Origin of the sequence: Aquabacterium commune, assembly GCF_004362855.1 — a bacterium.
GTDB classification, from domain to species: Bacteria; Pseudomonadota; Gammaproteobacteria; order Burkholderiales; family Burkholderiaceae_C; genus Aquabacterium; species Aquabacterium commune.
Window position 1 is genome coordinate 19,775 of sequence record NZ_SNXW01000011.1, and the last position, 24,465, is coordinate 44,239.

Consider the following 24,465-nt stretch of genomic DNA (forward strand, 5'->3'; position numbering starts at 1 on the left):
ACGGCACGCCAAGTGAGGGCAACTGAATCCCAACCTCTTTCGGAGTCGCATATCCAACTCTCGGGCCATTTCGTCGCATTCAGAATGGGTGGCTTTGCTCATGCACACTCCTTTCGGGAAATACTGCTAAAGCAGTCCGTTGGAGTTCTCGTTCGAGCCCCGCTCCCACAAGTGATAAGGGGTGCGAATTGACATACGAATCAGAAGCCCAGTTCATGGAACGGTTTCGCCAAAGCGCGGCAGGCAAGGGCGTTGTGGCGCGAGCAGAAGTCGCGAAGCTCGCAAAAGCGAAGCCGAAACAAGCGCTGGAGATCGCGCGGGGCATTGAGCACCCCTGGTATCGCTGTCAGGCCATCACGTCCGTCGCCGAAGTACATCCTGCGGCCAGCGCCGTGAAGGATTGGCTGCAAGAAGCGATGCAAGCCGCACAAAGCCAGACAGAGCCGAACCGCGTTGCGTCTGTTGCCAGCTGGCCGCTCCGGGTCCTCGTCAAGGTAGACGAAGCCTCTGCTGCTACGCACACCAAGGCACTGTTGAAAGTGATCGCTCTGGAACCCCATGGCTTGCGCAAGCTCGATGGACTGAAGGGCATCCTTGTCGCGGTTGCATCATCTGCAGAACTGCGCAGCTTGACCTTCACCCCTTTCCTGCAAGCAGCGAAAGCATCCCAAGGCTGGCGCACCGAGCGGATCATTGACCTTGTCGCCCGAACCCTTGCACCGTTGGACCGAAGCGATGCCATGTCCCTTCTTAGTTCTCGGCCCGCCACCCGTTACACCAAGCGCAGTCGCGCCCTTCTCTCCCAAATGTCAGGTGCCAGCGATACAGGTGCGCCGCTGGACACGTGAAGCACAGCAGCCCATCACCTACAGCCTCACACACAGATAACCCACATGCAAGCCATCGAATGGGCCGACTTTGCCAAGGTGGAGCTGCGCGTCGGGCGCATCGTCACCGCCGAGCACTTCCCTGAAGCCCGCAAGCCCGCGTACAAGCTCCTGATCGACTTCGGCCCGGACATCGGCACGCGCAAGTCCAGCGCCCAGATCACCGCGCTGTACCAGCCGGCACATCTCCTTGGCAAGCTGGTCGTGGCCGTCGTCAACTTCCCCGCGAAGCAAATCGGGCCGATCATGTCGGAGTGCCTGGTCACAGGCTTCCACAATGCCGAGGGGCACGTCACCTTGTGTGTGCCCGAACATGGCGTGCCCCTGGGCACCAAACTGTCATGAGCCTCGCCCCCCTCACCCACCACGGCAGCTGCCTCTGCGAAGGCGTCCGCTTCAGCATCACGGGGCCGCTGGCACCCATCGAGGTCTGCCATTGCGCGCAATGCCGCCGGGCGCAAGGCGGGCCCTTCGCCACCAACATCCCCGTGGCGACCAGCGCCCTCACCTTCCTGGCGGGTGAACACCTGCTGCAGTCGCACGCGTCGTCGCCGGGCAAGGAGCGGGTGTTCTGCCGGGTGTGCGGCTCACCGCTGTTCAGCCGTCGGGCCTCGCTGCCGGGCGTGGTGCGCATCCGGGCCGGCCTGCTGCACGAACCAGTGGCCACGCAGTTGGCCTTCCACGCTTTCACCGCGTCCAAAGCCAGTTGGTGGCCGCTCTCAGACGCCCTGCCGCATCACCCCGAAGGGGTGCCTCCCATGGCATCCCGCGCACCCACTCACGCTTCGGACGATTGAGCCGCCATGACGCCAACGCGAAGCATCAACAGCCATCGGATGACCCTCCTGGGCCTGTCCCTTGTCGCCGTCCTCGGCGCTCTGTCGGGCTGTGCATCGACGACCATCGACGTCACAGGCCAGGCGCTGCAGGCCCCGCTGTGCGGCCGCGCCTCTGCGGCATCTGCCTCCGCGTCCGTGGCGGTGCTTTGGGGGCCGTTGTGGCGGCCCGACCAGAAGGAGCCCCCGCTGCGGGAGGCCGCGGCGCTCAAAGGCCTCCAGCAGTTCTTTGCCACCCAGCGCTGCCTGACGGACGTGGCCATCCAGCGCATCGCCATCCCGGCGCAAGGCGAGCTGCTGTCGGATGCGGCGCTGCTGGACATGGCCAAAACGCTCACGCCCCACGCCAACAAGGTCATCCTGATCGTGGTCAGGGAGCTGGGACCCAAGCTGCGCATCGGGTTGCCCACGCTGGTCGAAGGCGGCACCGAGGTGGTGGTGGATGTGCGCGTGGTCGATGCCCAGCGCCAGACGCGCGAGGCCACGGTCCAGACCCACTGGCAAAAGGGTGGGCCGTTCTATGTCAAAGGCGTCAAGTCGCTTGACCAGGACATGCAAGCGGCCCTCGCCAGCGTGTTTGTGGCACCCTTCGCCACATCGCATCCGCCCTGAGGCACCCATGTCGTTCACACCCGCCTTCGCCCACCTGGCCGCCGACAACCAGTGGATGAACCGCAAGCTCTACAACGCCGCCGCGGTCCTGCCCGACGAGGCCTTGATGCAGCACCGTGGCGCCTTCTTCGGCTCGCTGTTTGGCACGCTCAGCCACCTCGTCGTGGCCGACACCCTCTGGCTGCAACGCCTGGCCCAGCACCCGCCCGGCTTTGCCACCCTGCAGGCCGTGGCGGCGCTGCCCCAGCCCACCGCGCTGGACCAGTTGCCCTGCACCACCCTGGCCGAGCTGACCGACCTGCGCGCCCTGCTCGACGACACCCTCACCCAGTTCTGCGCAGCCTTGCAGCCGGCGCAACTGGCCGAGCCCTTCGACTACGCCTCGACCAAAGGCGTGCGCAGCCGCAAGCTGCTGGGCGAGGTGCTGCAGCACATTTTCAACCACCAGACCCACCACCGCGGACAGGCCAGCACGCTGTTCTCGCAGATGGGCATCGACATCGGCGCCACCGACCTGCTCCTGCTGCTGCCCAACGTGGCATGAGCGTTGACACGCCCCCCCCCACAGCGTCCACACCGGAGCCCCCGCCATGCACATCACCGTCGAAACCACCATCGCCGCGCCCATCGAGGCCGTCTGGCAGGCCTGGACCACGCCCGCTGACATCGTGCAGTGGAACGCCGCTTCGCCCGACTGGCACACCACGCGGGCCTCGGTGGACCTGCGCGTGGGCGGGGCGTTCTCGTCGCGCATGGAGGCCAAGGACGGCAGCATGGGCTTCGATTTCGCAGGCACCTACACCCAGGTCGTGCCGCACGAGCTGCTGGTGGCCGACTTCGGTGGCCGCAGCCTGCGGGTGGCGTTCCTGAACAGCCCCACGGGCGTCACGGTGCGCGAGACCTTCGAGGCGGAAACCACCCACTCCGAAGAGGAACAACGCGCAGGCTGGCAGGCCATCCTCGACAACTTCGCGCGGCATGTCTTGCGCCAGCAAGGCGCTTGAGGCAAGGCCTCAAAATCACGCCATGAGCCCTTCCCTCCCCCACCTGCTGGGCACCGCCCTGCCCATCGTCCAGGCGCCCATGGCGGGCGTGCAAGGCAGCGAACTGGCGCTGGCCGTGTGCGCAGCAGGGGGCTTGGGCTCGCTGCCCGCTGCGGCCCTGAGCCCCGACGCCCTGCGCGCCGAGCTGGGCCTCATGGCCACGCAAAGCCAGGGCTGTCCGTGGAACGTCAACTTCTTCGCCCACGTGCCGCCGGTGCCCGACGCTGCGCGCGAGGCGGCATGGCGGGCCTCGCTGGCACCTTGCTACGCCGAGCACGGCATCGACCCCGCCCGCATCGCCACCGGCCCGGGCCGCAGCCCCTTCAGCGATGAGGTCGCCGAGCTGGTGGCCCCCTTCCGGCCGCCCGTGGTGAGCTTCCACTTCGGCCTGCCCTCGCCCGCCTTGCTGGCGCGGGTCCGCAGCTGGGGCGCCAAGGTGCTGTCCAGCGCCACCACCGTCGAAGAGGCGCTGTGGCTGCAAGCGCAAGGCGTGGACGCCATCATCGCGCAGGGCCTGGAGGCCGGTGGGCACCGTGGCTTCTTCCTCACGCGTGACCTGTCCACGCAGATGGGCACCTTCGCCCTGCTGCCGCAGATCGTGCAGGCCGTGTCGGTGCCGGTGATCGCAGCCGGTGGCATCGTCGATGCCCCGAGCGTGGCCGCGGCTTTCGCGCTGGGCGCCGCGGGCGTGCAAGCGGGCACGGCCTATTTGCTGTGCCCCGAGGCCACGACCAGCGCCGTCCACCGCGCGGCGCTGCAAAGCGAGGCGGCACGCCACACCGCCCTGACCACGCTGTTCACGGGCGGCCCGGCCCGGGGCATCGTCAACCGGGCCATGCGCGAACTCGGCGCGCTCGACAACCAGGCACCCGCCTTCCCGCTGGCCACCTCGGCCATCGCGCCGCTGCGCGCCGCGGCCGAGCGCGCAGGCCGCGGCGACTTCACACCGCTGTGGAGCGGGCAGAACGCGAGCGCATGCCGGGCGGTGTCAGCGGCTGAGGTCACACGGAGCTTGGCGCAAGGGGTGCCAGTGCCCGCCCGCATCACCGCCATCGCCCAAGCCCTGGCCACCGCCCACCGCACCGGCACCGCCTGGCAGCCCACCGGCGGCTGGCCCGAGCTCGGCACGGCCGACGCCTACGCCATCCAGGCTGCCGTGGCGGCGGAGCTGGGCTGGTTCCCCGATGGCCCGCGGGCCTGGAAGGTGGGCGGCACGGCGGACATCACCGCCGCGCCCTTGCCCGAGGTGCGGCCATCGCCCGCCGCATCACCTGTCACCTGGGTGCTGCCGGCGGGGCAGGACGAGGTGCTGATCGAGGCCGAACTGGCTTTCCGCCTGGCATCGGCACCGGTCGCGCCAACCGCCACGGACGCGCTGGCCTGTCTGGGCACGGTGTGCGTGTCGGTCGAACTCATCGGCACGCGCCTCGCCAATGGCCTGTCGGCCCCAGCGAACTGGAAGCTGGCCGACCAGGGCGTGCACGCAGGCTTGCTCATCGGCGAGGAGCAGGCCGCTGCGCCTGTCGCAGCCTTCACCGAAGCAGACTGGCAAGCCCAGGCCTGCCACATCCACGTGCAAGGGGCCGATGGGGCTGTGGCGGTGCACGAAGCCCGCGGCAGCCACCCCGCCATCCTGGCCGGCCTGCACCCCTTGGGCACCCTGCCCTGGCTGGCGCGGCATGCCACGGCACAGACCATGGCGCACAGCGGTGGCCTGAACACGGGCGACCTCGTCACCACCGGCGCCTGGCTGGTGGTCAAGGTGCGCCGAGGCGATGTGGTCGACGTCGGCTTCGAAGGCCTGCCCGGCGTGCGCGTGCACATCGCCTGAGCGGTTAACCTTCGCCCTCGTCGTTGGAACAACTGGAGCAGTCAGCCATGGACATCGGTCAGCATGTGGTGCAGCAGGGCTCGGGCGAGCCCATCGTCCTGGTGCATGGCTCTTACGCCACCACCTCCACCTGGAAGAAGATGGTGGAGCGGCTTTCGCAGACGCACCACTGCATCGCCATCAAGCTGCCCGGCCATGGCGGCATGCCCGACCCCACGGACTTCGCCTCGCCCAGCATCGAGACCGAACTCGCCGTGATCGAGGCCGCGGTGCGCCAGTTCACCGACCGCCCCATCCACCTCGTGGGGCATTCGTATGGCGGCGTGGTGGCGCTGGCGCAGGCGTTGAAAGGCTCTGTGCCCGTGTCACGCCTGACGCTGTTCGAGCCTGTGGCCACCTGGGTGCTCGACGTGGTCGAGGACCAGGCCATGCGCGCCGAACTGGACACCTTCCTGAGCCGCTACCGGCGCGATGCCGCCGCAGGGCAGCCGCACGTGTGCGGCCAGGTCATCGACTTCTGGGGCGGTGGCAACCACTTCGCGGCGCTGCCCGCCCACATCCAGGACGCCATGGGCACGATGGTGGCCAACAACCTGCGCCATTGGGACATCTGCACCGTGCCACGGCACAGCCGAGCCGACCTCTCAGCCCTGAACATCCCCACGCACCTGGTGTGTGGCACCCGATCCAACGACGTGGCTCGCGCCATCGTGGACCACTTGCACGCCGAACTGCCGTTCAGCCGCCGCACCGACATCGAAGGCGCCAGCCACGCCTTGGTGACCAGCCACCCCGAGGCCTGCCTGGCCGCCCTGCTCGACGAGGGCTGGCTGGCCGCGGCCTGAGCCTCAGACCTCCAGCCACTCCTTGCGCACGTACTTGTCGGCGCGGAGCTCGTCGGGCGTGCCCTGGAAGACCACTTCGCCGTGGCCCATCACGTAGCAGCGCTGCGAAATGTCGAGCGCGATGGTGAGCTTTTGCTCCACCAGCAACACGCCCAGGCCGCGCCGCTTGAGCTCCTTGAGGTACTCGCCCACCAGCTCCACGATCTTCGGCGCCAGGCCTTCGGTCGGCTCGTCGATCATGATCAGGTCGGGGTCTCCCATCAGGGTGCGGCACAGCGTCAGCATCTGCTGCTCACCGCCCGACATCACGCCGGCCTCGGTGTGCTGGCGCTCCTTGAGCCGCGGGAACATCTGGTACATGTCGTCCAGCGACCAGCGGCTGTTTTTGGCGCCGCCCTTCTGGCCGAGCAGCAGGTTCTGCTCCACGGTCAACTTGGGGAAGACGTCGCGGCTTTCGGGCACGTAGCCAATGCCCCGGCGGGCGATGTCATAGGGCTTGTCGCCCAGCAATTCCTTGTCGTTCCACTTGACCGAGCCATGGCCATCGACCAGGCCCATGATGGCCTTGATCGTGGTGGAGCGGCCCGAGCCGTTGCGGCCCAACAGGCTGACGATTTCGCCAGGGTTCACTTCCATGTCCACACCGTGCAGGATGTGGCTCTTGCCGTAGAAGGCGTGCAGGTTCTCAATCTTCAACATGGGGATCAGGCTCCAGCAGCTTCGGCGGCCTGCGCTTCGGCACGTTGGTTTTCGGCCAGCACCGAGCCCAGGTAGGCTTCCTTGACGCGGTCGTTGTTGCGCACGTTCTCGGGCGTATCAAACGCGATCACCTCGCCATACACGAGCACCGCGATGCGGTCGGCCAGGCCGAACACCACGCCCATGTCGTGCTCCACGGTCAGCAGGGTCTTGCCCTCGGTGACGTCGCGGATCATCTTCACGAAGTTGGCCGTCTCGGACTTGCTCATGCCGGCGGTGGGTTCGTCCAGCAGGATGACGTTGCTGCCACCCGCGATGGTCACGCCCACTTCGACGGCACGCTGCTCGGCATAGGTGAGGTTGGTGACGTTGGTGTCGCGCTTGCGGCGCATGCGGATCATGTCCAGCACCTCTTCGGCGCGGCGATTCACCTCGGTGAGGTTGGTGAGGAAGCGCCAGAAGGCATAGCGCTCGCCCATCGACCACAGCACCGCGCAGCGGATGTTCTCGAACACCGACAGGCGCGGGAACAGGTTGGAGACCTGGAAGCTGCGGGCCAGGCCCCGGCGGTTGACCTCGTAGGGCTTCATGCCCTGGATGGCCTCGCCATGCAGCACGATGTCCCCACTGGTGGGGGCCATGCGCCCGCTGATGAGGTTGAACAGCGTGGACTTGCCAGCCCCGTTGGGGCCAATGAGGGCGACGCGCTCGCCGGCCTTCACGGCCAGGTTGGCGCCACGGATGATCTCGGTCTTACCGAAGGACTTGCGCACATCGCGCAACTCCAGGGCCAGGCCGTTGGAAGGTGTCTTGCTCATGGGTGTGTTCCTTGCGCGGGTCTGGATGTCACAGGCCTTCACGGCGCTGGATCTCGGCCTCGATGTCCCCTTGGACCTGGCCCCAATGGCGCACGAACTGGCGTCGGCTCGCCTCGAACAGGCCCACCCCGGTGGCCAGCAGCAAGAGTGCCCCCACCCAGGCATCGGTGCCGCGGGTGTCCAGCATCACGCCGGCGAAGCTCATCTGCGGGCCCAGGGCCTCGTTGAGCTTGATGTGGTAAATCATCTCGACGATCACCGCCACCGCGACCAGCACGGTCAGGGCGGTGCCAGCCAGCGCCAGGTAAGACGTCCACAGCCGGCGCAGCATGCCGTAAGCCGCCACGCGCACGTTCATCATCAGCAGGCTGGCGATGCCGCCCGGGGCGTACATCACCATCAGCAGGAAGACCAGGCCCAGGTACAACAGCCACGCCTTGGTCAGCTCGGACAGCAGCACCGAGGCCAGCACCAGCAGCACCGCGCCGATGATGGGCCCGAAGAAGAACAGCGAGCCGCCCAGGAAGGTGAACAGCAGGTAGGCGCCGGAGCGCTGCGCACCGACCACCTCGGCCGTGACAATTTCAAAGTTGATGGCGTACAGCCCGCCCGCGATGCCCGCGAAGAAGCCGGCGATCATGAAGGCGAAGTAGCGCACGCGCTGCGTGTCGTAGCCTATGAATTCGACGCGCTCCGGGTTGTCACGCACGGCGTTGAGCATGCGGCCCAGCGGCGTCTGCGTGAAGGCGAACATCAGCACCGTGCAGATGAAGCAGTACACCGCGATCAGGTAGTACACCTCGATCTGCGGGCCGAAGCTCAAACCGAACAAAGGCTCGCCCACCACCCGGTTGCTCGACACACCGCCCTCGCCACCGAAGAACTCCGGCAGCATCAGCGACATCGACCACACCAGCTCACCCACGCCCAGCGTGATCATGGCGAAGGTGTTGCCCGACTTCTTCGTGCTGACCGCGCCCAGCAGGACCGCCACCAGCAAACCGGCGAAGCCGCCCACGATGGGCACGAGCATGACCGGGATGGCCCAGTCACCCGCACCCACCTTGTTGAGCGTGTGGATGGCCGCGAACGAGCCCAAGCCCGAGTACACCGCATGGCCGAAGGAGAGCATGCCCCCCTGCCCCAGCAGCATGTTGTAGGACAGGCAGACGATGACGGCGATGCCCATCTGCGTGAGCATGGTCATGGACAGGCTGCTGGTGAACAGCTTGGGCGCCACCAGCAGGACAAGGGCGAACAAGGACCACAGGATGAAGCGGCCGACGTTGTAGGGACGGAAAGAATAGGTATTGGCGCTCATGGTGCTCACTCCTCACGCGTGCCGAGCAGGCCTTTGGGCCTGAAGATCAGGATCAGCACCAGCAGGAGGTACGGCAGGATCGGTGCCATCTGCGACACCGTGATCTTCAACAGGGGGTAGGCCCAGTGCTCAAAGCTCACGGGCGAACCCAGGCTTTGCATCACGGAGGCGGCGGAAACGTCGATCACCACGGCGAAGGTCTGGATCAGGCCGATCAGCAGCGAGGCCAGGAAGGCCCCGGCCAGCGAGCCCATGCCACCGACCACCACCACCACGAAGATGATGGCGCCCACCGAGGCGGCCATGTTGGGTTCGGTCACGAAGGCATTGCCCCCGATCACACCGGCCAGACCGGCCAGTGCACAACCGCCACCGAACACACCCATCATCACGCGGGGCACGTTGTGGCCCAGGGCCTGCGTGGTGTCCGGGTGCGTGAGCGCCGCCTGGATGATCAGGCCGATGCGCGTGCGCGTCAGCAGCAGCCACAGCGAACCCAGCATGAACAGCGCCACCAGGGCCATGAAGCCGCGGTAGATGGGGAACTGCGTGCAGCTGTTGCCGGCGGCCGGGCCGCAGATGGCGGCATCGCCTGCGCCAGCCAGCCAGCTCAGGCCCTGGCCCTTGATGTTGGCCAGGGTGAACAGCGGGCCGCTGAGCGACTCGGGCACGCGGTAATCCACGTTGGCCGGGCCCCAGACCAGGCGCACCACTTCCAGCACCACGTAAGACAGGCCGAAGGTGACCAGCAACTCGGGCACATGGCCATACACGTGGACCTTGCGCAGGCTGTAGCGCTCAAAGGCCGCGCCCAGCACACCGACCAGCAAGGGCGCGATGATCAGGGCGGGAAAGAAGCCCAGGGTGCCTGCCAGCGCGTAGGCAAAGTAAGCCCCCATCATGTAAAAGCTGGTGTGCGCGAAGTTGAGCACACCCATCATGCTGAAGATCAGGGTCAGACCCGAGCTCAGCATGAACAGCAGCAAGCCATAGCTGATGCCGTTCAGAAAGAAGACGAAAAAGGTTTCCATGTCCGCAAGACGTGAGGCGGCCGCGGGGATCACCCGCGCCGCTGGACCTGCCTCGCACGACGGCAATCAGGCCCATCGCCCGCCTGCCGTGTGGACAGTGCGGGCATCTGACAAAAAAAGCGCAAGGGGCAGGTCAGGCCGAAGCCACCTGCCCCACCGTCATCACGACGGACGCTTCATCTGGCACGAAGTGGGCGTGCTGGCCACGTAGGCATCGAAGGCCTTGACGGGGACGAAGGTCATGCCCGTGCCTTCCACGTCGTAGCTGTTCTTGGCATCCACCTTGGCCCACTGCGCGATGAACAGCGGCTGCTGCAGCTGGTGGTCGGTCTTGCGCATTTCCACCTCGCCGTTGAAGCTCTTGAACTTCATGCCTTCCATCACCTTGGCCACCTTGACCGGGTCGGTGGACTTGGCCTGCGCCATGCCGTTGGACAGCATCACCAGCGCGGAGTAGGTGGCTGCAGAGTAGAAGTCGTCGTTGAAACGCTTCTTGAACTCGCCCACCAATTGCGCGTTGATGCCGCCCAGGTTGTAGTGGCCGTAGCCCACCTGGTAGATGCGGCCTTCGGCGGCCTTGCCCAGCGCGGTGGGCGTGCCACCGAAGTTGGCGTAGTAGGTGTAGAACTTGGCGGTCAGGCCCGCGTCGTTGGCGGCCTTCACCAGCAGCGCCAGGTCGGAGCCCCAGTTGCCGGTGATGACGGTGTCGGCGCCCGAGGCCTTGATCTTGGCCACGTAGGGCGCGAAGTCACGCACCTGGGCCAGAGGGTGCAGGTCGTCGCCGACGATCTGGACATCGGCGCGCTTGCGCTTGAGGTTTTCCTTGGCGAACTTCGAGACCTGCTGGCCGTGTGCGTAGTTCTGGTTGATCAGGTAAACCTTCTGGATGTCCTTCTGGTCCTTCATGAACGTGGTCATGGCCTCCATCTTCATGGAGGTGTCGGCGTCCAGGCGGAAGTGCCAGTAGCTGCACTTGCTGTTGGTCAGGTCGGGGTCCACCGCGGCGTAGTTCAGGAAGACGATTTCCTTGCCGGGGTTGCGTTCGTTGTGCTTGTTGACGGCGTCCACCAGGGCACCGGCAGCGCCCGAACCCAGGCCCTGCACGATGTAGCGCACGCCTTGGTCAGCGGCCGACTTCAGCGCGTTGAGCGACTCTGCCGGGCTGAGCTTGTTGTCGATGGAGATGATCTCGAACTTCACACCAGCGGGGTTGTTGGCGTTGAGCTTCTCTGCCACGAACTGGTAGCTCTTGAGCTGGTTCTGGCCGACGCTGGCCATCAGGCCGGACAAAGGATCGATCCATGCCACCTTGACGGTTTCACCCTTTTGGGCCAACGCTGCGCCAGCGGCCAGAGAACTCATCACCAACACGCTGAGGGCGCGAACGGGAAACTTCATTGCTTTCTCCTGTAGATAGGTCGATCAAGTACGACTGCACACAATTTACCCCCCGCGCTTGCGGGGGCGCGTCAGGGATGTCCCGGGGAAATGCACACTGCGCCAAGTCTGACCCAACAACCCATTGCGTCAGGTCATGACATGCGCTATGCACTCCGGCTGGAGCTGTCACACGCCGGACAAAATCCCCATGAAACCACCTTGAGGCCGCCATGAAAAAAGGGGTGCACATGGCACCCCTGGTTCGCGTCAGCTCTGCTGGGGCATCAAGCCGTCGGCAGCTTGTGGTCCTTGAAGGTCTCGCGCAGCTTGAGCTTGTAGATCTTGCCCGTGGCAGTGTGCGGGATCTCATCGACGAACACGACGTCATCGGGCGTCTGCCACGAGGGGATCTTGCCCTTGTAGAAGGCCAGCAGCTCTTCCGAGGTGACCTCGGCGCCCGGCTTCCTGACCACCACCATCAGCGGGCGCTCGTCCCACTTCGGATGATGGGCTGCGATGGCCGCGGCCTCGTGCACGGCCGGGTGGGCCATCAACACGTTTTCCAGGTCGATGGAGCTGATCCACTCGCCGCCGGACTTGATCACGTCCTTGGAGCGGTCGGTGATCTGCATGTAGCCATCAGAGTCGATGGTGGCCACGTCGCCCGTGGGGAACCAGCCGTCGTGCAGCGGCGACTTGTCGATGTTGAAGTAGCCATTGACCACCCAGTGGCCCTTGACCTCCAGGTCGCCGGCGGACTTGCCGTCCCACGGCAGCACCTTGCCCTCGCCATCGACGATGCGCATGTCGATGCCGAACACCGACTTGCCCTGCTTTTCCAGGATCTTCTGCTTGGCCTCGGTCGGCAGGTCGGCGTGCTTGGACTTCAGGCGGCCCAGCGTGCCCAGCGGCGACAGTTCGGTCATGCCCCAGGCGTGGATGACCTCGACGCCGAAGTCGTTCTCGAAGGTGCGGATCATGGCAGGCGGGCAGGCCGCACCACCGATGACCGTGGCCTTGAAGGTGCTGAACTTCAGGTTGTTCGTCTTGACGTGGTTGAGCAGGCCCAGCCAGATGGTCGGCACACCGGCCGACATCGTGACCTTCTCTTCTTCGAACAGGTTGAAGAGCGAGGCGCCATCGAGGTGGTGGCCCGGGAACACCAGCTTGCAACCCACCATGGCGGCGGCGTACGGCAGGCCCCAGGCGTTGACGTGGAACATTGGCACCACGGGCAGGATGACGTCGGTGGCCTTGATCGCCATGGCATCGGGCAGCGCAGCAGCGAAGGCGTGCAGCACGGTCGAGCGGTGCGAGTAGATGGCGCCCTTGGGGTTGCCGGTCGTGCCCGAGGTGTAGCAGATCGAAGCCGCGGTGTTCTCATCGAACGAGGGCCACGCGTAGTTGCCATCTTCGGCAGCAATCAGCTCTTCGTAGCACAACAGGTTGGGGATCGACGATTCCTTGGGCATGTGCTCGCGGCCGCACATGACGATCACGTGCTTGACCGTGGGCATCATCGGCGCGAGCTTGTCCACCAGCGGGAAGATGTTGATGTCAACGAAGATGGCTTTGTCCTTCGCATCGCTCACGATCCAGGCGACTTGCTGCGGGAACAGGCGCGGGTTGATGGTGTGGCAGACGCGCTGCGAGCCGGAGACGCCGTAGTAGATCTCCATGTGGCGGTAGCCGTTCCAGGCCAGGGTGCCGACACAGTCACCGGCCTCCAGACCCAGGCGGTCGAGGGCCTGGGCGAGCTTGCGCGAGCGCAGCTCCACTTCGGCCCAGGTGGAGCGGTGCATGTCACCTTCCACGCGCTTGGACACGATTTCGATGTCGCCGTTGTGCCGCGCAGCGTGCGTCAGCAGAGACGAAATCATCAAGGGCATGTGCATCATGTTGCCCATCAGGCTCATGGGGGACCTCCGGAAGACAGAAAACGCTGGGATGTTCGAACCGACCGGTCGTTGAATGTGAAAACACCCACAACCAGATCAGCCCGAAAATCATAGACGGCTTTGCAGCCTGTCGCGCTCTCACCCACCCCGGGAAACCCCTTGGGTCAAGCACCCGCAGGGCATGCCCACCCCGCCATCATCTGATGACAAAAAATATCAGATGAGGCCGGGCTTCACGCGGCTTCACGCGGCTTCACGCGGCTTCACGTGCCGTCACGCGCCGCTCACCGGCACCAGGGCCTGCAAAGCAGCCACGAAAGCCTCGGGCAAGGCGGTGGGGCGGCGGTTGTCGCGGTCCACATAAACATGCACGAAGTGGCCGCAGGCCGCGGCAAGGGGTTCGCCCTCTTCGAACAGGCCGATCTCGTAGCGCACGCTGCTCTTGCCGATGTGGGCCACGCGGATGCCGGCGTCCACGTTGCGCGGGAAGGCCAGCGGCGCGAAGTAATTGCAATGCGTCTCGATGACCAGGCCGATGACCTCGCCGGCGTGGATGTCCAGCACGCCCGCTTCGATCAGGTAGCGGTTAACCGCCGTGTCGAAGTAGCTGTAGTAGGTCACGTTGTTGACGTGGCCGTAGATGTCGTTGTCCATCCAGCGCGTGGTGATGCGGCTGAAATGGGCGTAGGCGTCGCGAGGGAGGGCTTGGGGTCGGCTCATGGCGCCAGATTATTCATGATGTTGGCGGTGTACTGCCTGCATTGACCGGCCATCGAGGGCGAGGCTACATTAATGACCCGTCGGTCAGTTGACCGGACCGCCGCGCCCTGGCGCCAGCGTTTGCCCCTGAGTCCACCTTGAGCCGCCCTTCCCCGCCCGCAATGCCCTTGCCTGCCCAGGCCGTGGACGACACGCCCGTCTGCCCCATTGGTGCCACGGTGGGTGCCACGGTCGCAGCCATCGCGCAGCGCCTGCCCGGCGTGCGCCAGCGCCGCAAGGCCGCTCGGCCGCAAGAGCTGCTGGAAGCCGCGCTCGGCCTGTTCGTGGAGAAAGGCCTGGCCGCCACCCGCACCGAAGACGTCGCCCGGCTGGCCGGCGTCTCCAAGGGCACGCTCTACCTCTACTACCCCAGCAAGGACGCGCTGTTCAAGGCGGTCGTGCACACCTACCTGGCCCAGGTGATCGCCGTGGGCACGGAAATGGCTGACAAGTTCGATGGCCCTGCCTCGGAACTGCTGCCCTTGCTGGCCCACACCTGGTGGACACAAGTGGGCTCGTCCAAGGCCGCCGCGCTGATGATCCTGATCATGAGCGAGGCCTCGGCCTTCCCTGACCTGGCCCAGTACTACGTGGACGAGGTCGTGGCGCCCAGCCACGCGCTGCTGGCCCGCGTGGTGCAACGCGGCATCGACCGGGGCGAATTCAGGCCCATGGACGTCACCTCGGTCGTGCAGGCCCTGATCGCACCGGCCCAGTTCCTGGTGCTTTACCGCCAGTGCACGGCCGTTTGCGCCGCCAACCCGGTGCCCCTGGACCCCGAGCGCTTCATGCAAACGCAGATCGAACTGCTCCTGCGCGGCCTGGAGGTTCGGCCTCAGGCGTGACGAATACGCCACCGCACCCGCACGAACCCCTCCCTGATTCAGGTGGGTGTTCTTAAAATCTCAGTTTTCCCCGCATTCCCTCCCCATATCGTCTCCCGTAGGATGCCCAGCATGAACGTCGAACAAGCCCGCTTCAACATGATCGAGCAACAGATCCGCCCCTGGGATGTCCTGGACACCTCGGTGCTGGGCCTGTTGTCGGCCGTGCGCCGCGAAGATTTCGTCCCCGCCGCTCACCAGGCCCAGGCCTTCATGGACCTGGAGTTGCCTCTGGGCAACGGCCGCAGCCTGCTGGCCCCGCGCGTTGAAGCCCGCCTCGTCCAGGACCTCAACCTCAGCAAGCGCGACACCGTGCTGCTGGTGGGCGCTGCCACCGGCTACGTGGCCGCCCTGCTGGCCCACAAGGCCCAGCGCGTGATCGGCCTGGAATCGGACGCCGCTTTGGCCGCCGTGGCGCGCAACAACCTGCGCAAGGGTGGCGTGAACAACGCTGAAATCGTCCAGGCAGATGGCAGCCAGGGCTTCGCGGCCCAGGCTCCGTTCGATGCCATCCTGCTGGCGGGTTCGGTGGCCCAGGTGCCCCAGACGCTGCTCGACCAGCTCAAGGTCGGCGGCCGCCTGCTGGCCATCGTCGGTGACGAGCCGGTGATGCAAGCCACGCTTTTCACCCGCGTGGCCGATGGCCAGCTCAGCCGCCAGGCGCTGTTCGACACCGTCGCCAATCGCCTGTCCGGCTTCCCCGAGCCGAGCAAATTCCACTTCTGACCCCTCCGCTTCGGCATGGCGTGGCCCCGGCCGCGCCGCCCTGTTTCACCCCAAGGATCCCAAGATGTCCACGCGCGCGCACCAGTTCCCGAGCTCCCTCCGTTCTGTGGTCGCCGCCTGGCGTCCCGTGGTCCGGGTGGTGGCCTGCGCAAGCCTCAGCCTGGGCCTCACCGCCCTGCCCCTTGGCGCCCACGCCGAGGGCCTGCTGGAGTTGCTGGACGCCGCCAAGGGGTATGACGCGGCCTACCTGAGCGCAAAATCGCAGGCCGAGTCCATCCAGTACCAGGCCGCACAGGCGCGCGCACTGCAGCGCCCCTCGCTGAACTTGCAGGCGGGCATCACCCGCAGCCACCTGGACTCCAGCGCCCCCAGCATCATCAACCCCCTGACCGGCACCCCGGTCAGCTACAGCAGCAGGTCCACCAGCCGCAAGGTGGGCCTGGCCGCGCGGCAGGCGCTGTACAACGCGGGCAACACGGCCAAGCTGGACCAGGCCGAGCAATCGCTGCTGGCCGCAGAAGCCGACCTGCAAACGGCCACCAACGACCTGACGGTGCGCATCACGCAAGCCTATTTCGACGTGCTGGGGGCGCAAGACGTGCTCAACACCACGCAAGCCAACAAGGCAGCCCTGGCCGAACAACTGGCCGCCGCCAAGCGCAGCTTCGAAGTCGGCAACTCGACCATCACCGACACCCGCGAGGCCCAGGCCCGCCACGACCTGGCCACCGCACAGGAAATCGCCGCCACCAACGACCTGCGCGTCAAGCGCATCGCCCTCGACCAACTCGTCGGCCGCAGCAACGTCACGCCCACCCCCCTGCGCACCCCGGTCAACCTCGACGCGCTGTCGCCCGGCCAGGTGGAAGACTGGGTCGGACAGTCGGCTGCGTCGCCGAGCGTGCGCAAGGCCGAGGTCGGCCTGCAGGTGGCCACCCTCGAAATCGACAAGGCCCGCGCAGGCCACTTGCCCACGCTGGACGCCGTGGCCAACGTCGTGCGCAACGACATCGACTCCAGCAACGTCAACGCCAGGATCGCTGGCGGCGCAGGCACGAGCAGCTCGATCGGCCTGGAGCTGAACATGTCGCTGTATGCGGGCGACGCCGTGCAGAACCGGATCCGCGAAGTCCTGCAGCTCAAGGAAAAGGCAGAGCACGATGTGGACAACGCCCGGCGCGCCGTGACCCTGGGCACCCGCCAGGCCTACTTCGGCGTGCAATCGGGCCTGGCCCAGGTCAAGGCCTACGAGGCCGCCGAATCGTCCGCCAAGCTGGCGCTGGAAGCCACGCAACTGGGCTACCGCGTGGGCGTGCGCATCAACAAGGACGTGCTGGACGCCCAAACCCAGCTGACCAGCACGCAGAAGGACCTCTACAAGGCCCGCTACGACGTGATCGTCGGCTCGGTCAAGCTGCGCCAGGCCAGCGGCACCCTCAAGGCCGAAGACCTGTCCGAGCTCAACAAGCTGCTGGCGAACTGAGGCCTGAGATCACGGTTCAGCCGACGGCGAGGGCCGCTCCGGCCCCTGCAACCCCTGTGCACGGGCCGAGAGATAGGCGTAGAGGTCTGCGATGTGGACGGTCACGCTGGGCTCGCCTTGCCAGGCGGGCATCGTCAGGGCGTGCTGTCGGCGCTGCAGGAGGTCCTCCAGCAGGGCGTCCAGGGCCGGATTCGCGCGGCTGTCCTTGGCAACGGGCAGGCCCCAGTCATAGCGGTAAAGCACCGTGCTGACAAACTGGCGCGAACCCATCTCGCGCACCCTGGGCAGCAAATTCGGCCCGCCTGCCGATCCCGTGGCCGCAGCCCCGTGGCAGGTGGCGCACTTGTCCTGGAAAAGGCGCCAGCCCCCGTAAACCGAGCCAGGCGGCGTGGCGGCTTTCGCGACCTCCTGGGCCGCCTGCCGGTTCTGCCACTCGATGCTGCACCCCGTCAGAGACAGGGCCAGCAGGACGGCAGTCGCCGCCCGAACGGCCGCGCGGAGCCTTCCCTGGGCATGTGCTGCGCGCCTCAGCACCAACGTGGACATCGTGGCCATGGTCCTCACCTTTCGCATGCCGATGGGCATGGTGCATTCTGCGCGCGACACCCACAGGTTCGACAAGCCGTGCTTGCCCTCCATTTGACCGAGATCAGGGCCTGAGCGGGGTACGCTGCACACTCTGCACAACCCCATGCCCGTCCCATGACGAAGTCCTCCCTCCCCGGCCGCACCCTGTCGCTGCTGCGCGAAGAATGGCGCCAGCTCACGACCATCCGCGCCAGCGACCGCCCCTGGCAGATGCCCTTCGCCGCGGCCCTGGCCTCGGGCTTGCCGCTGCTGATCGGGGCCTGGTTTGACCGCATGGACCACGGCCTGGTGTCTTCGCTGGGCGGGCTGGTCTTCCTCTACCTGCCCGAGACGCCCATGTCCCACCGCATGGTGTCGCTGATGGCGAGCGCGTTCGGCATGACGGCTTGCTACGCGCTGGGCGTCATGAGCCACCTCGTGCCACCGGTCATGGTGATCGTGCTCACCCTCATCGCCACGCTGGTCACCATGGTGTGCCGCTTCTACCGACTGGCGCCGCCAGGCAGCCTGTTTTTCATCATGGCCGCGGCCATTGGCGCGCACTCACCGGGCGATGTCCTGCAGATCCCGCTGAAGGTCGGCCTGCTGGCCATGGGTTGTCTGCTGGCTTGCCTTGTCGCTTTCGCTTACAGCATCCACATCCTGCGACGCAGGCCCGCGCAGCCCGTCGCGCCGCTGCCCGCGCCCACCTTCGACTTCGTGGTCTTCGATGCCGTGGTGATCGGCGCTTTCGTGGGCATCTCGCTGGCGCTGGCGCAACTGCTCCACCTGGAGAAGGCCTATTGGGTGCCGGTGAGTTGCCTGGCGGTGATCCAGGGCATGTCCCTGCGCGCCGTGTGGGACAGGCAACTGCAGCGCATCGTGGGCACGGGCATCGGGCTGCTGCTGTCCTGGGGACTGCTGAGCCTGCCGCTGGACAAATGGAGCGTGTCGCTGTGCATGATCGCGCTGACCTTCGTCGTCGAAACAGCCGTGGTCAGGCACTACGGCTTCGCCGCCATCTTCATCACGCCGCTGACCCTGTTGCTGGCTGAAGCCACCACGCTGGGGCACGGCGCCTCCGGTGCGCTCATCGAGGCTCGTTTTTTCGACACCGTGCTGGGCAGCCTGGTGGGCCTGGCGGGAGGTGTCTGCCTGCACAGCACCACGTTCCGCCAGGTGGCGAGCCATGCCTTGCGCAAGCTGATCCCGACCCGCTTCCTGGCATGAGGCAGGGAGTGGCACAAATGCCTCGCCAGGGCCTGCAGACCACACGCATCGCGGATCGCGTACCAAAGTCGTGCGAAAGTGCCCCTGCGAGAGGCTAGGGTAAGCCCTAGGCTGGTGTCACTTTGACGACAATGGAGGCCGCGCTTCGCAACCGTGAAGCTCTGTCGAAGGAACCAGCATGAACCAGGCACAACCTGTCACTCTCGATGTCCAGGCCACTGTCATCGAAGTTCTGCCGTCCATGGGGCTCGCGTGGCTCCGTGACGGCGACATGCGCGAGTGGGCCGTCACCAAAAGCACGCCGGGTGTGGATCTGGGCGCATTGACGCTCGGCAAGACGGTGTGCCTGCACGTTCGCTCCGTGGACGGCAAGCAGCTTCCTTGCGGCTGCCACGCTTGAGCGCTGTCACGCGCCAACAGGCACGGCACACCCCCGGGCTTGTTCCCCGTTGTGCCCTCCGCTCCGTTCCCCGGTTGCGCCTCGGCTGCCCCGGGGCTGGACAACACACCCCACACCATCTGGCGACGGTGTTGGACTCGCCACGAAAAAGGCCTCCAAGGGATGTGCTTGGAGGCCTTTGGACGATGTCTTGGTGCCGGCTGTCGGATTCGAACTGACGACCTACCGCTTACAAGGCGGGTGCTCTACCAACTGAGCTAAGCCGGCGAAAAATTCAATGCGTGATTCTAACGCGAGCGCCGTGGCTCATTTCACCCGACGCAAAGCCGGGCGTCCGCCGCCTGTGGGCGGCTCTGGCGGTTGAGGGTCTGCGTCATCGCTCGTCGGGCTCTGGGCAAGTTTGTCCACCGCCTTGACCGGCGAAGGGCGCTCCTTGGGGGCCTTCTGAGCGGGTGCCAGGCGTAACCCACCAGCCGCAGGGGTGCCTGCGCCAGGAGACGCGCCTGCATCCAACTGCACCTCGGCATCCACCAGGTGCGCATCGTCACCCGCAGGTGCCGATGCAGGCGAATCCACACCCTGACCACCCAGCGGCGTGGGCACAGGGAAAGCCATGCCCTGCCCGTTTTCACGCGCATAGATCGCGATCACGTGGTCCACGGGCACGGAAATGTCGCGGGCCACGCCACCGAAGCGCGCCTTGAACTCGACGAACTCATTGCCCAACTGCAACTGGCTGGTGGCCTCGAAGCTGACGTTGAGCACGATCTCGTTGTTCTTGACGTACTCCTGAGGCACTTGCACCGAACGGTCCACGTACACGGCCAGGTAAGGCGTGAAGCCATTGTCCGTGCACCAGTCATGCAGGGCACGGATCAGGTACGGCCGTGTGGACGACCCCTGGGAATCTTGTTCGATGGACATGCTCGGTCAGGTGATCAGTCAGGCGAAGAAGGTCACTTGCGCATCACCTTCTCGGAAGGCGTCAGTGCCTCGATGTAGGCCGGACGCGAGAAGATGCGCTCAGCATACTTCAACAGCGGCAGCGCATTCTTCGACAGCTCGATGCCGTAATAGTCCAGGCGCCACAGCAACGGTGCGATGGCCACGTCCAGCATGGAGAAGTCGTCGCCCAGCATGTACTTGTTCTTCAGGAAGATCGGGGCGAGCTGCGTCAGGCGATCGCGGATCTGCGAACGGGCCTTCTCCAACTGCTTGTCGTTGGCTTTGACACCACCGCGGCCTTCCAGCATGTTGACGTGGGCAAACAGTTCCTTCTCGAAATTGAGCAGGAACAGGCGCACGCGGGCGCGGGCCACCGGGTCACCCGGCATCAGCTGCGGGTGCGGGAATCGCTCGTCGATGTACTCGTTGATGATGTGCGATTCGTACAGGATGAGGTCACGCTCGACGAGGATGGGCACCTCGTTGTACGGGTTCATCAGGGCGATGTCTTCGGGTTTGGCAAAGATATCGACGTCACGGATCTCAAAATCCATGCCCTTTTCGAACAGAACGAAACGGCAACGATGCGAATAGGGGCAGGTCGTACCGGAGTAAAGCACCATCATGGCGGTGGGCTCCTAAGAAGCTGAACAGGGATGCGCTTCGCAGCACAAACAACGAAGCGCAGTGGCCGCAATCAGCATGCCACTGCGCTGTGGGGCCCTCACCGGCTGACCGGCAAGGACCTCGGGATCACTTCACGTCTTTCCAGAACGCCGCATTCAGGCGCCAGGCGATGAAGGTGAAGATGGCCAGGAAGATCAGCACGCCCGCACCGATGCGGGTGCGCTGGGTTTGCATCGGCTCACCCATCCACTGCAGGTAAGCCACCAAGTCGGCGATGTTGCTGTCGAACTCCTGCGGCGACATCTTGCCGGGGGTCAGTTGCTCGAATCCATCGAACTTGTGGACCTTCTTGGCAGGGTCGTGCGGATCGGCCTCTTCCACAAACTTGGCAGCACGCTGACCTTGCAACTCCCACAACACGTGCGGCATGCCGACGTTGGGGAAGATCAGGTTGTTCCAGCCGGTCGGACGGGTGTCGTCGCGGTAGAAGCTGCGCAGGTAGGTGTAGAGGTAGTCAGCACCAGAGCCACTGGCGCCAGCGCGCGAGCGGGCCACCAAGGTCAGATCGGGCGGCACGGCACCAAACCATTCCTTGGCGTCCTTGGTGTCCAGAGACACCTTCATCAACTCGCCCACCTTGTCGGTGGGGAACAGCAGGTTGTCCTTGATCTGCTGCTCGGTCAGGCCGATGTCCTTCAGGCGGTTGAAGCGCATGAAGGCTGCCGCGTGGCAGTTCAGACAGTAGTTGACGAAGATCTTGGCACCGTTTTGCAGCGCGGCCAGGTCGGTCACGCGTTCCTTGGGGAACTTGTCCAGCACCAGGCTTTCGCTGCTGGCATGCGCACCCGACATCAGCGCCAGGGTGGCCAGCAAAGAGGCAAGGAGTTTTTTCATCTTTGTTTCCTGCTTCAGTGGGGCTTGAACGTCACGCGATCGGGCACTTGCTTGAAGGTACCGATCTGGCTCCAGAAAGGCATCAACACGAAGAAACCGAAGTACAGCAGCGTGCCCACTTGCGACACGACGTTGCCGATTTCCGAGGGAGGTTGCACGCCCAGGTAACCCAGGATGCAGAAGTTCACCACGAACACGGCGTAAACAACCTTGTGCCAGCCCGGACGATAGCGGATGGACTTGACCGGGCTCTTGTCGAACCAGGGCAGGCCCGCCAGGATCACCACGGCGCCACCCATCACGGCCACGCCCCAGAACTTGGCTTCGAAGGTCTTGAGCAGACCGATGACCACGGCAGCGACCACGAGGCCCGCAACCTTGGTTTTGCCATCGCCCTTGCCCTTGACCAGGTTCAGCACCGCACCCAGGCCGATGATGATGGCCAGGACGTTGACCATGTCATCGGTGGTCGCACGCAGCATCGAGTAGAACGGCGTGAAGTACCAGACCGGTGCAATGTGCGGTGGGGTCTTGAACGGGTCGGCCGGGATGAAGTTGTTGTACTCCAGGAAGTAGCCACCAAACTCAGGCATGAAGAAGATCACGGCCGTGAAGATGAACAGGAAGCCACCGACGCCCAGCAGGTCGTGCACCGAGTAGTAGGGGTGGAAAGGCACGCCGTCCAGCGGATGGCCATTGGCATCCTTGGGACCTTGCTTGATTTCCACGCCATCCGGGTTGTTCGAACCCACCTCGTGCAGCGCGATGATGTGCGCCACCACCAGGCCCAGCAGGACCAGGGGCACGGCAATCACGTGCAGCGAGAAGAAACGGTTCAGCGTGGCATCGCCCACGACGTAGTCGCCGCGGATCAGGATGGCCAGGTCAGGACCGATGAAAGGCACTGCGGCGAACAAGTTGATGATCACCTGGGCGCCCCAGAAGGACATCTGGCCCCAAGGCAGCAAGTAGCCCATGAAGGCTTCGGCCATCAGGCACAGGAAGATCAGGCAACCGAAGATCCAGACCAGTTCGCGCGGCGTGCGGTAGGAGCCGTACATCAACCCGCGGAACATGTGCAGGTACACCACCACGAAGAAGGCCGATGCACCGGTGGAGTGCATGTAGCGGATCAGCCATCCCCAGGGCACATCGCGCATGATGTACTCGACCGAGGCGAAGGCCAGGGCCGCATCAGGCTTGTAGTTCATGACCAGGAAGATACCGGTCACGATCTGGATCACCAGCACCAGCAGGGCCAGGGAGCCGAAGAAATACCAGAAGTTGAAGTTCTTCGGTGCGTAGTACTCCGACAGGTGCTCTTTGTAGAGCTTGGACGCCGGAAAGCGGTTGTCCACCCAGTTCAGGAGCTTTTCGCCAGCGCTGGCGCCGGCAGGAGCTTGTTTCATTTCAGCCATCGTGACTTCTCCGGTCAGGCCTTCTTGTCTTCACCAATGAGCAGCTTGGTGTCAGACACGTACATGTGGGGCGGCACTTCGAGGTTGTCGGGCGCCGGTTTGTTCTTGAAGACGCGGCCGGCCAGATCGAAGGTCGAACCGTGGCAGGGACACAGGAAACCGCCCGGCCAGTCGTCCGGCAGGGAGGCCTGGGCACCGGCCTGGAACTTGGAAGAGGGCGAGCAACCCAGGTGGGTGCAGATGCCCACGGCGATCATGACGTCCGGCTTGATCGAGCGGTGCTCGTTGCGGGCGTACTCGGGGGTCAGCTCATCGGGCTTGCGCTCGGACTTGGGGTCGGCCAGTTGGCCGTCGATCTTGCTCAGGCCGGCCACTTGCTCGGGCGTGCGCTTGATGATCCAGACGGGCTTGCCGCGCCATTCGACGGTCATCATCTCGCCCGGCTTCAGGGCGCTGATGTCTGCCTCGACGGCGGCGCCAGCAGCGCGGGCACGTTCGGAAGGCTGGAAGGTCGAAACGAAGGGGATGGCGGTGGCCACGCCGCCTGCACCGCCGACGGCGCAGGCCATGGTCACCCAGGTCCGACGGCTTTGATCCACTGGCTGATTGCTCATGGGTATCCTCGAGGACTGGTGATTCGATGACATTGAATGGGGGTCAACTCAGCATTGTAAGGGACACAGCCTCCCACTTTCTCACCCGACGCCACCTTGTGCCAGATGGCAGCCTGCGCTCACGGTGCGACATTTCCACCACACAGCGCCCTCTTGTCACAGCCCACGGCTCGGGACTTGCATTGCGTTCGCCTCAAGTCGTTCTACATTGAGCGTGATTTTTCACGCAGCAAGCCGTCAGATTTTCGCGGCACACCGAACAGGAGCGAGCCATGGGTTTTTTCAGTGAGTTCAAGGAGTTTGCCGTCAAGGGCAATGTGGTGGACTTGGCGGTCGGTGTGATCATCGGCGGCGCTTTTGGCAAAATCGTCGATTCCGTGGTCAATGACCTGATCATGCCGCTGGTCGGCAAGGTGGTGGGCGGGCTGGATTTCAGCAACTACTACGTGGCCCTGGCCGGCCAAGCGGCCGGACTGACGCTGGCCGATGCCAAAAAGCAGGGTGCCGTGTTCGCCTATGGCAGCTTCATCACCGTGGCCTTGAATTTCGCCATCCTGGCGTTCATCATTTTCCTGATGATCAAGCAGATCAACCGCCTCAAGCGCGAAGAGCCGGCTGCGCCCGCCGCACCAGCCGTCACGCCGGAAGATGTCGTGTTGCTTCGTGAGATTCGTGACAGTTTGAAAAAATAACGCAAGGCAGGCGCGGTCCGTCCGA

Annotated in this window: 26 protein-coding genes, 1 tRNA gene and 1 pseudogene; 14 read left to right on the plus strand and 14 right to left on the minus strand. The window is 65.1% G+C overall.

Annotated features, from left to right (window positions below):
• Positions 1 to 188 precede the first annotated feature (188 nt).
• From EV672_RS15845 to EV672_RS15880, 8 genes and pseudogenes are all read left to right on the plus strand, one after another.
• Positions 189 to 848, plus strand: a complete 660-nt coding sequence (locus tag EV672_RS15845; protein WP_133610969.1) for a hypothetical protein — start codon at positions 189 to 191, stop codon at positions 846 to 848.
• 45 nt (positions 849 to 893) lie between these two features.
• Positions 894 to 1,232: a tRNA-binding protein gene (locus tag EV672_RS15850; RefSeq protein WP_133610971.1), complete on the plus strand. Its 339-nt coding sequence runs from the start codon at positions 894 to 896 to the stop codon at positions 1,230 to 1,232.
• The gene (locus EV672_RS15855) at positions 1,229 to 1,684 is read left to right on the plus strand and encodes a GFA family protein (RefSeq protein WP_133610973.1); all 456 of its coding nucleotides are present in this window, start codon (positions 1,229 to 1,231) and stop codon (positions 1,682 to 1,684) included. The genes EV672_RS15850 and EV672_RS15855 overlap by 4 nt, the downstream gene beginning before the upstream one ends.
• Positions 1,685 to 1,690: 6 nt before the next feature.
• Positions 1,691 to 2,335 carry a hypothetical protein gene (locus EV672_RS15860; protein WP_133610975.1) on the plus strand — a complete coding sequence of 215 codons (645 nt, stop codon included), beginning with the start codon at positions 1,691 to 1,693 and terminating at the stop codon, positions 2,333 to 2,335.
• A 7-nt stretch (positions 2,336 to 2,342) separates the two neighbouring features.
• Entirely contained in the window at positions 2,343 to 2,879 is a 537-nt protein-coding gene (locus EV672_RS15865; protein ID WP_133610977.1) for a DinB family protein, read from the plus strand.
• Positions 2,880 to 2,925: 46 nt separating this feature from the next.
• The gene (locus tag EV672_RS15870; RefSeq protein WP_133610979.1) at positions 2,926 to 3,339 is read left to right on the plus strand and encodes an SRPBCC family protein; all 414 of its coding nucleotides are present in this window, start codon (positions 2,926 to 2,928) and stop codon (positions 3,337 to 3,339) included.
• 22 nt (positions 3,340 to 3,361) lie between these two features.
• Positions 3,362 to 4,402 (plus strand): annotated as a pseudogene (locus tag EV672_RS19130) (NAD(P)H-dependent flavin oxidoreductase); the annotation flags it as partial.
• An 854-nt stretch (positions 4,403 to 5,256) separates the two neighbouring features.
• On the plus strand, positions 5,257 to 6,054 hold the full coding sequence (locus EV672_RS15880; protein ID WP_133610983.1) for an alpha/beta fold hydrolase: 798 nt from the start codon (positions 5,257 to 5,259) through the stop codon (positions 6,052 to 6,054).
• Between the two features lie 3 nt (positions 6,055 to 6,057).
• On the opposite strand, the gene EV672_RS15885 is transcribed toward EV672_RS15880, so the two are convergent.
• The 7 genes from EV672_RS15885 to EV672_RS15915 all read right to left on the minus strand — a co-directional run bounded on the left by EV672_RS15885 (position 6,058) and on the right by EV672_RS15915 (position 13,921).
• Positions 6,058 to 6,753: an ABC transporter ATP-binding protein gene (locus EV672_RS15885; RefSeq protein ID WP_133610985.1), complete on the minus strand. Its 696-nt coding sequence runs from the start codon at positions 6,751 to 6,753 to the stop codon at positions 6,058 to 6,060.
• Positions 6,754 to 6,758: 5 nt separating this feature from the next.
• Positions 6,759 to 7,571, minus strand: coding sequence for an ABC transporter ATP-binding protein (locus EV672_RS15890; protein WP_133610987.1), 813 nt, complete (start codon positions 7,569 to 7,571; stop codon positions 6,759 to 6,761).
• A gap of 28 nt (positions 7,572 to 7,599) precedes the next feature.
• Positions 7,600 to 8,892, minus strand: coding sequence for a branched-chain amino acid ABC transporter permease (locus EV672_RS15895; protein ID WP_133610989.1), 1,293 nt, complete (start codon positions 8,890 to 8,892; stop codon positions 7,600 to 7,602).
• Between the two features lie 5 nt (positions 8,893 to 8,897).
• Positions 8,898 to 9,923, minus strand: coding sequence for a branched-chain amino acid ABC transporter permease (locus tag EV672_RS15900; protein WP_133610991.1), 1,026 nt, complete (start codon positions 9,921 to 9,923; stop codon positions 8,898 to 8,900).
• 162 nt (positions 9,924 to 10,085) lie between these two features.
• A complete protein-coding gene (locus EV672_RS15905) occupies positions 10,086 to 11,321 on the minus strand; it encodes a branched-chain amino acid ABC transporter substrate-binding protein (RefSeq protein WP_133610993.1) in 1,236 nt (411 codons plus the stop codon).
• 266 nt (positions 11,322 to 11,587) lie between these two features.
• A complete protein-coding gene (locus EV672_RS15910) occupies positions 11,588 to 13,219 on the minus strand; it encodes a 3-(methylthio)propionyl-CoA ligase (RefSeq protein WP_133610995.1) in 1,632 nt (543 codons plus the stop codon).
• A gap of 255 nt (positions 13,220 to 13,474) precedes the next feature.
• Positions 13,475 to 13,921, minus strand: coding sequence for an acyl-CoA thioesterase (locus tag EV672_RS15915; RefSeq protein WP_133610997.1), 447 nt, complete (start codon positions 13,919 to 13,921; stop codon positions 13,475 to 13,477).
• Between the two features lie 137 nt (positions 13,922 to 14,058).
• Here EV672_RS15915 and EV672_RS15920 point away from each other — a divergent pair, with 137 nt between their 5' ends.
• The 3 genes from EV672_RS15920 (at position 14,059) to EV672_RS15930 (ending at position 17,053) form a co-directional block, all read left to right on the plus strand.
• Entirely contained in the window at positions 14,059 to 14,805 is a 747-nt protein-coding gene (locus tag EV672_RS15920; protein WP_243738728.1) for a TetR/AcrR family transcriptional regulator, read from the plus strand.
• A 111-nt stretch (positions 14,806 to 14,916) separates the two neighbouring features.
• Complete coding sequence (locus EV672_RS15925; protein ID WP_133610999.1) at positions 14,917 to 15,570, plus strand: protein-L-isoaspartate O-methyltransferase family protein; 654 nt, start codon at positions 14,917 to 14,919, stop codon at positions 15,568 to 15,570.
• Between the two features lie 64 nt (positions 15,571 to 15,634).
• A complete protein-coding gene (locus tag EV672_RS15930) occupies positions 15,635 to 17,053 on the plus strand; it encodes a TolC family outer membrane protein (RefSeq protein ID WP_133611001.1) in 1,419 nt (472 codons plus the stop codon).
• 9 nt (positions 17,054 to 17,062) lie between these two features.
• Here the strand turns inward: EV672_RS15930 and EV672_RS15935 are convergent, their stop codons facing one another.
• Positions 17,063 to 17,608 (minus strand): c-type cytochrome, encoded by a 546-nt coding sequence (locus EV672_RS15935; RefSeq protein WP_133611003.1) that lies wholly within the window; start codon positions 17,606 to 17,608, stop codon positions 17,063 to 17,065.
• Between the two features lie 147 nt (positions 17,609 to 17,755).
• Here EV672_RS15935 and EV672_RS15940 point away from each other — a divergent pair, with 147 nt between their 5' ends.
• Together EV672_RS15940 and EV672_RS15945 are read left to right on the plus strand one after the other, a co-directional pair.
• Positions 17,756 to 18,850: an FUSC family protein gene (locus tag EV672_RS15940; RefSeq protein WP_133611004.1), complete on the plus strand. Its 1,095-nt coding sequence runs from the start codon at positions 17,756 to 17,758 to the stop codon at positions 18,848 to 18,850.
• 178 nt (positions 18,851 to 19,028) lie between these two features.
• Positions 19,029 to 19,250 carry a hypothetical protein gene (locus EV672_RS15945; RefSeq protein ID WP_133611005.1) on the plus strand — a complete coding sequence of 74 codons (222 nt, stop codon included), beginning with the start codon at positions 19,029 to 19,031 and terminating at the stop codon, positions 19,248 to 19,250.
• 191 nt (positions 19,251 to 19,441) lie between these two features.
• Here the strand turns inward: EV672_RS15945 and EV672_RS15950 are convergent.
• From EV672_RS15950 to petA, 6 genes are all read right to left on the minus strand, one after another.
• A tRNA-Thr gene (locus EV672_RS15950) sits at positions 19,442 to 19,517 on the minus strand.
• 39 nt (positions 19,518 to 19,556) lie between these two features.
• Complete coding sequence (locus EV672_RS15955) at positions 19,557 to 20,174, minus strand: ClpXP protease specificity-enhancing factor (RefSeq protein ID WP_133611006.1); 618 nt, start codon at positions 20,172 to 20,174, stop codon at positions 19,557 to 19,559.
• 32 nt (positions 20,175 to 20,206) lie between these two features.
• On the minus strand, positions 20,207 to 20,821 hold the full coding sequence (locus EV672_RS15960) for a glutathione S-transferase N-terminal domain-containing protein (protein WP_133611007.1): 615 nt from the start codon (positions 20,819 to 20,821) through the stop codon (positions 20,207 to 20,209).
• Between the two features lie 127 nt (positions 20,822 to 20,948).
• Entirely contained in the window at positions 20,949 to 21,716 is a 768-nt protein-coding gene (locus EV672_RS15965) for a cytochrome c1 (protein ID WP_133611008.1), read from the minus strand.
• 14 nt (positions 21,717 to 21,730) lie between these two features.
• The gene (locus EV672_RS15970) at positions 21,731 to 23,134 is read right to left on the minus strand and encodes a cytochrome b (protein ID WP_133611009.1); all 1,404 of its coding nucleotides are present in this window, start codon (positions 23,132 to 23,134) and stop codon (positions 21,731 to 21,733) included.
• 14 nt (positions 23,135 to 23,148) lie between these two features.
• The gene (gene petA, locus EV672_RS15975) at positions 23,149 to 23,748 is read right to left on the minus strand and encodes a ubiquinol-cytochrome c reductase iron-sulfur subunit (RefSeq protein WP_133611010.1); all 600 of its coding nucleotides are present in this window, start codon (positions 23,746 to 23,748) and stop codon (positions 23,149 to 23,151) included.
• A 272-nt stretch (positions 23,749 to 24,020) separates the two neighbouring features.
• Here petA and mscL point away from each other — a divergent pair, with 272 nt between their 5' ends.
• Positions 24,021 to 24,440, plus strand: coding sequence for a large conductance mechanosensitive channel protein MscL (gene mscL / locus EV672_RS15980; protein WP_133611011.1), 420 nt, complete (start codon positions 24,021 to 24,023; stop codon positions 24,438 to 24,440).
• The last annotated feature ends 25 nt before the right edge of the window (positions 24,441 to 24,465 follow it).